1 protein-coding gene is annotated in these 15,016 nt (G+C 64.2%); it reads left to right on the forward strand.

Translation table 11 applies throughout. The annotated features are described in order from the left end of the window. Nucleotides 1-14,914: non-ribosomal peptide synthetase (locus AD666_RS09040; RefSeq protein WP_082339713.1), on the forward strand; the 14,914-nt coding region annotated here is incomplete at its 5' end. Between the last annotated feature and the right edge of the window lie 102 nt (nt 14,915-15,016).

The raw sequence follows: 15,016 nt of genomic DNA on the forward strand, positions 1-15,016 counted from the left end.
TCATCTGCAAGCCCGCTTGCCGGACGTCCTGGTGCCAGCGGCGTATGTGCGGCTGGAGGCCTTGCCCCTGACCGCCAACGGCAAGCTTGACCGCAAAGCCTTGCCCGAGCCGGATCAAAGCGCTTGGCCGAGTGCTGAATACGCGGCACCGCAAGGCCCTGTCGAAATCGCCCTGGCGCGGATCTGGGCGGATGTGCTGAAGGTCGAGCAGGTCGGCCGTCACGACAATTTCTTCGAACTAGGCGGGCACTCGTTGCTGGCGGTGAGCCTGATCGAGCGCATGCGCCAGATCGGCTTGAGCGCTGACGTGCGACGGCTGTTCAGTCAACCGACCCTGGCGGCGCTGGCGACGGCGGTGGGCAGCGGTCGTGAAGTCGAGGTGCCGGCCAACCGCATCCCCGCCGAGTGCACCCGCATCACGCCGGACATGCTGCCGCTGGTCCAGTTGGATCAGGAAGCCATCGACCGTATCGTCGCCACGGTGCCGGGCGGAGCGGCGAATGTGCAGGATATCTACCCGCTGGCGCCGTTGCAGGAGGGGATTCTTTATCACCATTTGAGTGCGGAGTCGGGGGATCCCTACCTGCTGCAATCCGGCATGGCTTTCGACAGTGTCGAGCGCTTGCACACCTTCGCCGATGCCTTGCAGCAGGTCATCTCTCGCCATGACATCTTGCGCACGAGTGTGGTCTGGGAAGACCTCCCAAGCCCGCAGCAAGTGGTGTGGCGCCATGCGGAGTTAACCGTGCAGCCAGTGGTGGTCGACCCGGCCGACGGCGACGTTCCTGATCAACTGCGGGCCCGTTTCGACGCACGCCATTACCGTCTCGATCTGGCTCAGGCCCCACTGTTGCGCCTGGTGTACGCCGAGGACCCGGCACGGCAGCGAGTGGTCGCGATCTTGCTGTTCCACCATATCGTCCTGGATAACACGGCGTTGACGGTGGTGCTTGAGGAGATGCAGGCCTGCCTGCTCGGCCAGGCCGATTCCTTGCCGGCCCCGATGCCGTACCGCAACTATGTGGCACAGGCCCGGCTGGGTGCCGGTGCCGAGGAACACGAGGCGTTCTTCCGCGAGATGCTCGGCGGGATCGATGAACCGACCTTGCCGTTCGGTTTGCAAGACGTACAAAGTGAGGGGCACGATATCGAAATGTCGTCGTTGGCCCTGCCGGATGGCTTGAGCTGGCGCCTGCGAGCCCAGGCGCGCGGACTTGGGGTGAGCGCGGCAAGCCTGTTCCATCTGGCGTGGGCACAACTGCTGGCGGCGACGTCCGGCCAGGAGCAGGTGGTATTCGGCACGGTGCTGTTGGGTCGGATGCAGGGCGGCGAGGGAGCCGACCGGACACCGGGGGTATTCATCAATACGCTGCCGTTGCGGGTGGATGTGGACGCACAGCCGGCACGTGAGGCCATCCAAGGAACCCACCGGCGGCTGACGGCCCTGCTCGGACACGAACACGCTTCCCTGGCGTTGGCCCAGCGCTGCAGTGGCGTAGCGGCGCCGCAGCCGTTGTTCAGCGCGCTGCTCAATTATCGGCATGGCACCCGTCATGCGCGGCAAGCGCTCGGGCAGGTCTGGCAAGGCATCGAAATTCTCACCTTCGAGGGACGCACCAATTACCCGCTGACCTTGAGCGTCGACGACTTGGAGGACGGATTCAAGGCGACGGTATTGTCCCGTGTCACTGTCGGTGCGCAGCGGGTCATCGATTTGTTACAGACGACTCTGGAAAACTTGGTGGCGGCACTGGAGACAGCACCGGAACAGCCGTTGAATCAGCTGTCGATCCTGTCGGAACAGGCGCAGCAGCTGTTGCTCTGCGGTTTCAATGCCTCTGCTGTCGAGTACGGCCAGGCACAGACAATCCACGTCCGATTCGAAGAACAGGCGCGCCGCCTGCCAGAGATTATCGCGGTACAGGCCGGTGAGCAGCGGCTGACGTACGCTGAGCTCAATGCCAGGGCCAATCGCCTGGCCCATCACCTGATCGGCCTGGGCGTGCAAGCGGACGACCGCGTGGCGATCTGTGTCCAGCGCGGCCCGCAGATGCTGGTCGGGTTGCTGGCGATTCTCAAGGCCGGGGCCGGCTATGTGCCGGTGGATCCAGCTTACCCTGCGGAACGCATTGCCTACCTGCTGCAAGACAGCGCGCCGCTGGCGGTGCTCGCGCAGGCCTCGACCCGGGACCTGTTGGGTGCCGTGCCGGTGGTGGATCTGGACAGTGCTGACTGGCAGCACCTGCCCGACAGCAACCCGCAAAGGCCCGGCCTGACGCCGGCGCACCTGGCCTACGTGATCTACACCTCCGGCTCCACCGGCCAGCCCAAAGGGGTGATGGTGGAACATCGGACCCTGGAAAACCTGGTGCACTGGCACGCCGCGGCCTTTGACTTACGCGCCGGCAGCCACACCGCCAGCGTCGCCGGGTTCGGCTTCGATGCCATGGCCTGGGAAGTCTGGCCGGCCTTGTGTGTCGGCGCAACGCTGCATCTGCCGCCGTCCACGATCGGTAATGAACACCTGGATGAACTGCTGGGCTGGTGGCAGGCGCAACCGTTGCAGGTGGCGTTCCTGCCGACGCCGGTGGCCGAATACGCCTTCAGTCGGGGGCTGCACCACCCGACCTTGCGTACGCTGCTGATCGGCGGCGACCGGTTGCGGCAGTTGCCGAGCAACCCGACCTTCGACGTCATCAACAACTATGGACCGACCGAAGCCACGGTGGTGACCACCTCTGGCCGGGTCGAAGCCGGGCAGGTGTTGCACATCGGCCGGCCTATCGCCAACGCCAGGGTTTACCTGCTGGATGCCCACCGGCATCCGGTGCCGGTGGGCGTGGCCGGTGAGCTGTACGTGGGCGGCGCGGGTGTGGCGCGGGGGTATCTGAACCGGCCGGAACTGAGCGTCGAGCGCTTCCTCGATGACCCGTTCAGCGAAGCACCTCAGGCGCGGATGTACCGCACCGGCGACCTGGCCCGCTGGCTGGCCGACGGCACGCTCGAGTACCTGGGGCGCAACGACGACCAGGTGAAACTGCGCGGCGTGCGGGTCGAGCTGGGCGAAGTCGAAGCGGCGTTGCTGAGCCATGACGGGGTGCAGGACGCGGTGGTGCTGGTGCGTGACGAGCGTCTGCTGGCGTGGTTCACCGAGCGCAGTCCGGTGGTGATCGAGGACCTGCGGGTTCATCTGCAAGCCCGCTTGCCGGACGTCCTGGTGCCAGCGGCGTATGTGCGGCTGGAGGCCTTGCCCCTGACCGCCAACGGCAAGCTTGACCGCAAAGCCTTGCCCGAGCCGGATCAAAGCGCTTGGCCGAGTGCTGAATACGCGGCACCGCAAGGCCCTGTCGAAATCGCCCTGGCGCGGATCTGGGCGGATGTGCTGAAGGTCGAGCAGGTCGGTCGTCACGACAATTTCTTCGAACTGGGCGGGCACTCGTTGCTGGCGGTGAGCCTGATCGAGCGCATGCGCCAGATCGGCTTGAGCGCTGACGTGCGACGGCTGTTCAGTCAACCGACCCTGGCGGCGCTGGCGACGGCGGTGGGCAGCGGTCGTGAAGTCGAGGTGCCGGCCAACCGGATCCCCGCCGAGTGCACCCGCATCACGCCGGACATGCTGCCGCTGGTCCAGTTGGATCAGGAAGCCATCGACCGTATCGTCGCCACGGTGCCGGGCGGAGCGGCGAATGTGCAGGATATCTACCCGCTGGCGCCGTTGCAGGAGGGGATTCTTTATCACCATTTGAGCGCGGAAACGGGAGATCCGTATCTGCTGCAATCACGGCTGATTTTCGACAGCGTCGAGCGAGTAGAGGCCTTCGCCGACGCGTTGCGACAGGTCATGGCGAGGCATGACATTCTGCGTACCGCCGTGCTCTGGCAAGGCCTGGGCGCGCCGGTGCAGGTCGTCTGGCGCGAGGCCACTCTGGCGGTGCAGGAGCGGGTGTCCGAAACGGCGGCGGGCTCGGTTTTCGATCAGTTGCAGGCGCGTCCAGGCGCAAGCGATTATCGCCTTGATCTTGCCCAGGCCCCGTTGATTCGTCTGATATACGCTCGAGGACCGGGTGAAGGGCGGGTCGCGGCAATACTGTTGTTTCATCACATCGTCCTGGATCACGCCGCCCTTGAGGTGGTGCGCGATGAAATGCAGGTCATTTTGTCGGGGCCTTGCCAGGCGTTGCCCGTGCCGGTGCCTTACCGGAACTATGTCGCGCAGACGCGAATGGGCAGCAGCGAGCAGGAGCACGAGGCGTTCTTCCGCGACATGCTCGGCGATATCGACGAACCGACCTTGCCGTTCGGCTTGCAGGACGTGCAGGGCGACGGCAGCGGCATCGAAGAGGTTCGCCAGAACGTCGATGCGCACCTGAGCCGTCGACTTCGGGCGCAGGCGCGTCAGTTGGGCGTGAGCGCGGCGAGCCTGTATCACTTGGTCTGGGCCCTGGTATTGGGCAAAGTGTCCGGCAAAGACGACGTGGTGTTCGGCACAGTGCTGGTGGGGCGGATGCAGGGCGGCGAGGGTGCCGACCGGGCGTTGGGCCTGTTCATCAATACCCTGCCGTTGCGCGTGAGCCTGGGCGAGCAGGGCGCGCGCGCCGGGGTCAAGGCGACCCACGCGCAGTTGACCGCTTTGCTGGGGCATGAGTACGCCTCGCTGGCACTGGTCCAGCGTTGCAGCGGCGTGCAAGCGCCGGCGCCATTGTTCAGCGCCTTGCTCAACTACCGCCATACCCGCGTACAGAACTCGACCGGGGCGTCGTCGGCCTGGAGCGGTATCCAGATGCTCAGCGGCGAGGAGCGCACCAACTACCCGCTGGCATTGAATGTCGACGATCAGGGCGAGGCGTTCAGCTTCACCATCGTGACCTTGGCGCACATCGGTGCACAACGCCTCTGCGGTTATGTGCAACAGACATTGGAGAGTCTGGTCGGGATGTTGGAGCAAGCACCGGATGCTCCCCTGCACCGGGTGACGATCCTGCCGCAAAGCGAGCGCCGCAAGTTGCTGGACGAATTCTGTCGCGCTGACGCCATCGAGCCGCAGGCCCCGGCCATCCACCAGCAGTTCGAGGCCCAGGTGCAGCGCACGCCGGATGACGTTGCGGTGGTGCAGGGTCACCAGTCATTGAGCTATCGCGAGCTCAACGAGCGGGCCAATCGTCTGGCCCATTACCTGCGCAAGCGGGGTGTGCAGCCGGACTCACGGGTGGCGATCTGTGTCGAGCGCAGCGCGGACATGGTGGTCGGCCTGCTGGCAGTGCTCAAGGCTGGCGGAGGGTATGTACCGTTGGACCCCGCCTATCCGGAGGACCGGCTGACCTACATGTTGGAAAACAGCGCACCGATCGCGGTGCTGACGCAAGCCGCTACCAGGGAACTCCTGTCCCACGGGCCGGTGCCATTGATCGACCTGGACGCCGGCGTCTGGCAGACCGAACCGGCCCACAACCCGCCAGTGGCAGACCTGACGCCGGCCCATCTGGCCTATGTGATCTACACCTCCGGCTCCACGGGACGGCCCAAAGGTGTGATGGTCGAGCACCGCGGTCTGCGAAACCTGCTGGACTGGTACCTCGATGACCTGGGCTTCCACGCCGGCGATGCGGTGTTGCTGGCCTCGTCCTATAACTTCGACCTGACTCAGAAAAACATCCTCGCGCCATTGATGGTCGGTGCCTCGTTACACCTTGCCGCAGAGCCCTTCGATCCCGGTGCCATCGTTGCGCAAATCGCCGAGGCGGGTATCACCCACCTCAACATGTCCCCCAGCGCCTTCCATGCGTTGGTGGATGCCGACCGGCAGGACGCGCTGACTTGCCTGAGGCGGGTGGTCCTGGGCGGCGAGCCGATCCAGCTCTCCATGCTGGAGAAGCTGCCGCTGCCACGGCCGGTGGTCATCAACAGCTATGGGCCGACCGAGTGCAGTGACGTGGTCGCCTGGCACACTGTCGACAACGACCTGGACACCTATCGGAACCGATCGATTCCTATTGGCCGGCCAATCCGCAACATGCAGTTGCATGTGCTGGACAGCCACGGTCAGTTGCTGCCGCTGGGCGTGCCCGGCGAGATACATATCGGCGGTGTCGGAGTGGCGCGCGGTTACCTCAACCTGCCGCAACTGAGCGCCGAACGCTTCATTGACGACCCGTTCAGCGAGCGGGCCGATGCGCGCCTGTACAAGACTGGCGACATCGGCCGCTGGCTGCCGGACGGTACCCTGCAATACCTGGGGCGTAACGACGATCAGGTGAAGATCCGCGGCTTGCGCATCGAGCTGGGGGAGATCGAAGCCCGGCTTGTCCAGCACGAGACGGTGAACGAGGCGGTGGTACTGGTCCGTGAAGACGTGCCGGGGGACAAGCGCTTGGTGGCCTGGTTCACCCCCTGTTTGCCAGGGCAGGCGATCGACCTTGAGGCGCTGCGCACCTACCTGCTGGCACACCTGCCGGGTCACATGGTGCCGCTGGCCTACGTGCGCCTCGACGCGCTGCCGCTGAGCCCCAATGGCAAACTCGACCGCAAGGCATTGCCGTCACCGGATCTGACATCGGTCATCACACGCGGCTATGAAGCCCCTGTCGGTGAAACCGAAATCAATCTGGCCCGGTTGTGGGCCGAGACCCTCAACGTAGAACGTGTCGGCCGTCACGATCACTTCTTCGAGCTGGGCGGGCACTCCCTGCTGGCCGTCAGCCTGATCGGGCGCTTGCATCAGGAGGGGCTGGCGGCGGATGTCAGCACCTTGTTCGAACAGCCGACCCTGGCTGCTTTTGCCGCCATGACGCGAAACGCACGGGTCGAGACCGGACGTGCCGACGTGCCTGTCAACGGAATTGTTCCCGGTACCACGCGGATCATCCCGGCGATGCTGCCCCTGGCCGAGCTGGACCAGGGCACTCTGGACCGTCTGGTCGCAGGCATCCCCGGTGGCGCGGCCAATGTACAGGACATCTATCCCTTGACGCCCTTGCAGGAAGGCATTCTTTACCATCACATCAGCGCCGGGCAGGGCGATCCTTATGTCAACCAGGGACAATTTGCATTTGCCGATGCCGAGCGTTTCCAGGCGTTTGTTCAGGCCCTGCAGACGGTGATCGATCGTCACGACATTCTGCGCACCGCCGTGTTGTGGGAAGGCCTGGATACGCCGTTGCAAGTGGTGCTGCGCAAGGTACAGTTGCCTCTGGAGGGGGTGGCCCTGGATGTCGGCGCAGGCGATGCGCTCGCGCAGTTGCATGAGCGCTTCGACGCCCGGCGGTTCCGTCTCGACGTGACCCGGGCACCGCTGTTACATCTGGTACATGCCTGGGACGAGAGTGGTCAGCGCATTGTTGCGATCCTGCTGTTCCATCACCTGGCCCTCGATCACAATGCACTGGCAGTGGTCAGCCAGGAAATGCAGGCTTGTCTGTCGGGGCGCGGTGCGCAGTTGGGGCGCCCGGTGCCATTTCGCAACTATGTCGCTCAGGCGCGGTTGGGCATCGGCGAGGTGGAGCACGAAGCGTTCTTTTGCGACATGCTCGGTGATATCGAAGAACCGACGTTACCGTTTGGCTTGCAGGACGTGCAGGGCGATGGCACGGGCATTGAAGAGTTCAGTCTGCCGCTCGGCCTGCCATTGAGCCAACGCTTGCGGACCCAGGCGCGGCAGCTTGGTGTCAGCGCCGCCAGCCTGTTTCACCTGGGTTGGGCCCGGGTGTTGGGCGTGCTGACCGGTCAGTCGCAGGTGGTGTTCGGCACCGTGTTGATGGGCCGCATGCAAGGTGCCGAAGCGGGGGATCGGGCGCTGGGCCTGTTCATCAACACTCTACCGTTGCGGGTGGATATGGGCGCGCGGGATGTGCGTGCGGCCGTCATGGCGACTCATTCCCGTTTGAGCACGCTGATGCGGCATGAGCATGCGCCGCTGGCCCTGGCCCAGCGCTGCAGCGGTGTGGTGGCGCCAACGCCGCTGTTCAGTGCCTTGCTCAATTATCGACACAGTGCCTCCACGACGAATGCAGAAACGTTGGCGGCCTGGGACGGTATCGAGGTCTTGCGGGCCGAAGAGCGCACCAACTATCCACTGACCATGAGCGTCGACGACCTGGGTGAGGCCTTCAGCCTGACGCTGCTGGCGAGCGGCGACGTCGGGGCGCGGCGGATCTGCGCCTATCTGCAGTGTGCGCTGGAGCATCTGTCCGTGGCCCTGGAACAGGCGCCGGATACGCCGATCGATCAACTGCCGGTCCTGTCGCAGACCGAGCGGGATCAACTGCTGGTCGGTTTCAACGCCACCCAGGCGGATTACCCGCGTGGGCTGACGGTCCATCAGCGCTTCGAGGCGCAGGTGGCCGCGAGGCCCGAGGCCGTGGCGGCGGTTTTCCTGGGCGACCAACTGACCTATGCCGAACTGAATCTGCACGCCAATGCACTGGCCCATCATCTGCGTGCTCTGGGCGTGAGGCCCGATGATCGCGTGGCGATTGTCGCGCGCCGTGGGCTCGATACATTGATCGGGTTGCTGGCGATCCTCAAGGCCGGCGCCGCTTATGTGCCGGTGGATCCAGCCCATCCGACCGAGCGCCTGGGGTATCTGCTCAGTGACAGCGCCCCGGTGGCGATCCTGGTCCAGCCTGACTTGCGTGAGCGCTTGCCGGCTCAGGCCGTGCCGGTGATCGATCTGGATCGACGCAGTTGGCCGCTCAGCCTGGCTTGCGACCCTCAGGTCGGCGACTTGACGCCCGAGCACCTGGCTTACGTGATCTACACGTCGGGCTCTACCGGATTGCCCAAGGGCGTGATGGTCGAACACCGCACGCTGTCGAATCTGCTGGACTGGCATTGCGAGGCGTTCGATCTGTGTGCCGGTCGTCACACTTCATGCCTTGCCGGGTTCGGCTTCGACGCCATGGCCTGGGAGATCTGGCCGGCCCTGTGCGTCGGCGCGACCTTGCACCTGGCGCCGCCCCGGGACGGCAACGAGAACCTCGACGCGCTGCTTGACTGGTGGCGCGCGCAACCACTGGACGTGAGTTTCCTGCCCACGCCGATTGCCGAATACGCCTTCAGCCAGAACCTCGGGCACCCGACCTTGCGCACGTTATTGATCGGTGGCGACCGCTTGCGCCAGTTCCCACGCAACCAGTCATTCGATGTGATCAACAACTATGGTCCGACCGAGGCCACGGTGGTCGCCACCTCAGGGAAGGTCGAGGCGGGCGATGCCTTGCACATCGGCAGGCCGGTGAGCAACGCCAGGGTTTATGTGCTGGACGAACAACGTCGCCCAGTGCCCGTCGGCGTCCCGGGGGAGCTCTATATCGGCGGTGCCGGTGTTGCCCGGGGTTACCTGAATCGACCGGAACTGACCGCCGAGCGTTTTCTGCAGGACCCGTTCGACACGACGCCGCACCCGCGGATGTACCGCACCGGCGACCTGGCGCGCTGGCGCGCCGACGGTAGCCTGGAATATCTGGGGCGTAACGACGACCAGGTCAAGATCCGGGGGGTACGCATCGAACTCGGAGAGATCGAGAACTGCCTCAATCAACTACCGGACATCCGGGAAACGGTGTTGCTGGTCCGTGAAGATCAACCCGGACAGCCACGGCTGGTGGCTTACTTCACCGAGCAGGCGCGAGTCGACGTGCGACCGATGGATGAGTTGCGTGCGCAATTGCAGATCCGCTTACCGGAATACATGGTACCGACGGCGTTCGTCAGGCTCGACGCGCTGCCGCTGACCGCCAATGGCAAGGTTGACCGCAAGGCCTTGCCCAAACCCGATATTACCGCGTTCTTCACCCGCCAATACGTGGCGCCCGAGGGCGAGTTGGAAAGCTGCCTGGCGCAGATCTGGAGCGAGTTGCTGCAAGTTGAACGGGTCGGGCGTCAGGATCATTTCTTCGAACTGGGCGGGCACTCGCTGCTGGCGATGCGCATGGTGTCTCAGGTCCGGCAGCGGCTGGGCGTCGAGCTGGCCTTGGGCGAGCTGTTTGCCAACCCGCAGCTTGGTGCGGTTGCGCAGGTGCTGGCCGATGCCGCGCGGAGCTCGCAACCGACCATTGTCCCAGTGTCAGGTGAGGCATCGTTGCCGTTGTCGTTTGCCCAGCAACGCCTGTGGTTCCTGGCGCAGATGGAGGGCGCCAACACCGCGTACAACATCCCCATCGGCCTGCGCTTGCGCGGTCGGCTCGATGACGATGCCCTGCAACGGGCGCTGGCGCGGATCGTCGCGCGTCATGACACCCTGCGCAGCCGCTTCACCCGTCTCAACGACGAGGCGCTGGTGCTGATCGCGCCGGTCGAGGCGGGGCTGCTGTTGCGGGTTGAAGACCTGCGTGGTCATCCGCAGGCCGATGAAACCTTGCAGGCCCTGGTCCAGGGCGAGGCGTCGATTCCTTTCGACTTGCAGGACGATCCGCTGATCCGTGGGCGTCTGGTACGCATGGCCGATGACCATCATGTGCTGTTGCTGACCCTGCATCACATCATCGCTGACGGCTGGTCAATGGGCGTACTGACTCGCGAGCTGATGGCGTTGTATCAGGCTTTCAGCCGTGGCGAAGCCGATCCGCTGCCACCCTTGACGTTGCAGTACACCGACTACGCCGTGTGGCAGCGACGCTGGTTGAGCGGTGAAGTCTTGCGTCAGCAGAGCGCGTATTGGCAACAGGCGTTGGATGGCGCACCGGCCCTGCTGATGCTGCCGACCGATCGTCCACGACCTGCGCAAATGGACTACGCCGGCAGTACCGTCGAGGTCTGGCTGCCTGAGCGCCTCAGTGCCGGGCTCAAGGTGTTGTGCCAACGGCATGGCGTGACCTTGTACATGGTGATGCTGAGTGCCTGGGCGTTGTTGCTTGCTCGGCTGTCGGGGCAGAGCGAAGTGGTGATCGGTTCGCCGGTGGCCAACCGCACCCGGGCCGAAGTCGAAGGGTTGATCGGATTGTTCGTGAATACCCTGGCGCTGCGTATCGAAACGTCCGCAGGGCAGGACGTCGGGGCATTCCTGGCGCGGGTCAAGGCGCGCATCCTGGAGGCCCAGGCCCATCAAGACTTGCCGTTCGAGCAAGTCGTGGAAATCACCCGGCCGGTGCGCAGCCTGGCTCACAGCCCATTGTTTCAGACCATGCTTAACTGGCGCAGCAGCGATGGCCCGGCCCTGGCTCTGGGGGACCTGACGCTGGAGCCCGTGGCACAGCCGAGCCACTTCGCCAAGTTCGACCTGACACTGACACTCAGTGAAGGGCAGGGTGGCATTGGCGGTTCGCTGGAGTACGCCACGGCGCTGTTCGATGAATCGACGGTGCGGCGGTACGTTGGTTACTTCGAGCGGTTGTTGCAGGCGATGGTCGATAACGATCAGGCGGCGCTGGAACAGGTGCCGCTGCTGGACGACCAGGAGCGGCACACACTGCTGGTCGGGTTCAACGCCACCGATCATGAATACCCGCAAGCCCTGACGGTGCACCGTTTGTTCGAACTGCGTGCGGCGGATCATCCCCAGGTCGTGGCGGCGGCGCACGGGACGCAGTCGCTGAGCTACGGCGAACTGAACGCCCGGGCCAATCGGCTGGCTCACTATCTGATCGGACACGGCGTGCAGCCTGGCGATCATGTGGCGATCCTGCTGCCACGCTCCCTGGACCTACTGATCGCGCAGCTGGCGGTGAGCAAGTGTGCGGCGGCCTATGTGCCGCTGGATATCAATGCTCCGTCCGAACGGCTAGCGTTCATGCTGCAGGACTGCCGTGCGGTGGCGTTACTCTCTCGTCGCAGCGAGGCGGCATCCGATACGGTGCCGCGGATCGACCTCGACACCCTGGTCCTTGAAGATCAACCGGCACATGACCCGCAGTTGCTGCAGTTCTCCGAGTCACCGGTGTACATCATGTACACCTCCGGTTCCACCGGTGTCCCCAAGGGCGTGGTAGTGCCGCACCGGGCCGTCGGCCGATTGGTGCTGAATAACGGCTACGCCGATTTCAATGCCAGGGATCGCGTGGCATTCGCCTCCAACCCCGCGTTCGATGCCAGTACCATGGACGTTTGGGGGCCGTTGCTCAATGGCGGCCAGGTGGTCGTCATCGACCATGAGACATTGCTCGACCCGGTCGCTTTCGGCGATGAGTTGAGTCGAAGCGGAGCGACGATCCTGTTCGTGACCACCGCTCTGTTCAACCAGTACGTACAATTGATCCCGCAAGCGCTCAAGGGCTTGCGCATCCTGCTATGTGGTGGCGAGCGCAGTGACCCGGCGGCTTTCCGCCGATTGTTGGCCGAGGCGCCCGCATTGCGTCTGGTGCATTGCTACGGCCCGACCGAAACCACCACCTATGCCGCTACCTTCGAAGTGCGCAACGTGGCGGAGTACGCCGACAGCGTGCCGATTGGCAGACCCATCGGTAACACCCGGGTCTATGTACTCGATGCGCACCTGCAACCGGTACCGACCGGCGTGACCGGCGAGCTGTACATCGGCGGCCTGGGGGTGGCGTTGGGGTATCTGAACCGGCCGGAGCTCACAGCCGAAAAATTCCTCGACGACCCGTTCAGTGCTGCACCCGCGGCGAAGATGTACCGCACGGGCGACCTGGTGCGCTGGCTTGCGTCGGGACAGCTTGAATGCCTGGGGCGTAATGACGATCAGGTGAAAATCCGTGGTTTTCGCATTGAACTGGGTGAAATCGAACACCGTCTCCTCGGCTGTGAAGGGATCAAGGAGGCCGTGGTCGTGGCACGGCAAGAAGCGCAGGCATCGATGCGTCTGGTGGCCTATTTCACCGTGCATGACGAGACACTGGACAGTGCGGCGCTGCGCTCCTATCTGCAAGCGCGGCTGCCGGACTACATGGTGCCTTCGGCGTGGGTGCGGCTGGACGCGATGCCGTTGAACAACAATGGCAAGGTGGATCGCCGGGCGCTGCCCGACCCCACGTGGGAAGCCTCGCCCAGCCAGGCCTATCAGGCCCCGGCTAATGCACTGGAGGCCAGCGTTGCCGGACTGTGGGCCGAGGTGCTGCAGCTGGAACGTGTAGGGCGCCATGACAACTTCTTCGAGCTGGGCGGGCATTCCCTGCTGGCGGTCCGACTGGTCAACCTGATGCGCAGTGAGGATCTGGACATTTCTCTGGCCGAGCTCTTCCAGCATGCCAGCGTCGAGTCCGTCTGCGAGTTGCTGAGCCGGCGCAGTGGCGCCGTTGAGCAGACGGACGGATTGATCACCGTGCGCGCCTCAGGGCGGGGTACACCCTTGTTCCTGGTGCATGAGTTCAGCGGCAGGGACCTGTATTTCCCGGCCCTGGGCATGCACATCGGTGGTGAGTTCCCGATCTACGGCTTGCCCGGCATCACATCGGGCCAACCGTTGCTGCGCACCATGGAGTGCCTGGCCGCGCGGTTGGTAGGCCTTATCCAAACGGTACAACCTCATGGACCTTATCGCCTGGCAGGCTGGTCGTTCGGTGGCGTGCTGGCTTATGAAGTCGCCCAGCAGTTGCTGGGAATGGATGAAACCGTCGCGTTTGTCGGACTGATCGACAGCTATGTGCCGCGTCTGGCGGGCCAGCCCCCGGCATATTGGCGTGACGAACAAGTCCATCAGCGCCAGTTGCTGTTGCACTGCAGGGCCCACTGGACGACGCAGGGTGCAGGCGAACAGGCGGAGTTGGCCCATTTGGCGCGTCTCGAGGCCGAGATGGCGCGTATGGATTTCGAGGATCTGCTCAAGCGCTGCCGCGAACAGCAGTTGCTGGAACCCGAGTTGGCCGCAGCGACGTCTGCCGACATCTGGCATTACCTGGACCGCGAGGTCGCCCACGGGCATGCATTGACCCATTACCGGATCAATCCGATTCACCAACCCGTGCATCTGTTCCGTGCTCAGGAGCGCCGCGCCGAGATGGCGCAGTTGAGCCCGTCGCTGGGTTGGGTCGAGGAGTTGTCGTCGGACCGGGTGCGTTGCATAGACGTACCGGGCGATCACCAGAGCATGATGAAGTCCCCTCATATTCAGCATCTGGGCCATGCCATCAACCAGGCATTACAAGAGGCGGCGCCCCCGCCACCCCAGATGTATCAACCACTCTTGACCATCCAGAGCGGACACCTCGGGCATACGCCGATTTTCTGCGTGCCCGGGGCGGGTGACGGCGCCACGGGGTTCATTCATCTGACCGAGGCCCTGGGGCCCGAATGGCCGATCTTTGGCCTGCAGCCCCGTGGCCTCGACGACATGGCGGTGCCCCATAGCCGGGTGGAAGCGGCTGCGGCGTGTTATGTCCGCGCCATCGAGCAACTGTACCCGGCGGGCCCTGTCCATTTGATCGGGCATTCGTTTGGAGGTTGGGTGGCGTACGCCATGGCGGCCCGGCTGCACTCCGGCGGACGAGAGGTCGCCTCCCTGACTCTGATTGACAGCGAGGTGCCCGGCGACGATGGCCTGGCAGGAAAGGCCTATACCACCACCGCTGCGTTGCAAAGGCTGATCGACGCGCTGCAACTGTCCTGTGGCAAGTCTCTGGGCATTGACCCGCTGGCCTTCGCTGAGGCAGACGATGTCACGCAACTGCGTCTGCTGCACGACGGAATGGTACGTGCCGGGGTGTTGTCCGAACGATCCTCACCCCAAGCGATGCACGGGCCGGTACGGACCTTTGCCGTAGCGTTGCGCACCCCCTATCAACCGCAACAAGCCTACGCCGGACCCGTACGGCTGGCAGTGGTGGATGATCCGGCGCTGGATGAGTCGGGTAACCAGCGCGAGCAGGCGGCGACGATCGAAGGCTGGCGCCGCCTGGTCGCCAACCTGACGGTGTGGCACGGGCAGGGCAATCACTTCACGATCCTCAAGGCCCCCGATGTGTTCAGCTTCGCCGCGTGGTGGCTGGATGGGTTGAAGGTGCCGGTGGGCGACACGGAATTTTGAGGGACGCCGACGTATCGGCCTATCCATTCGGGAGAGAAATGAGTTGAGCTCACTTTGATTTTATTTCGTTAAGCACTAAAAAACTGTGAAAGCTGACAGTAG

It is taken from the genome of Pseudomonas sp. Pf153 (assembly GCF_001269775.1).
GTDB classification, from domain to species: domain Bacteria; phylum Pseudomonadota; class Gammaproteobacteria; order Pseudomonadales; family Pseudomonadaceae; genus Aquipseudomonas; species Aquipseudomonas uvaldensis.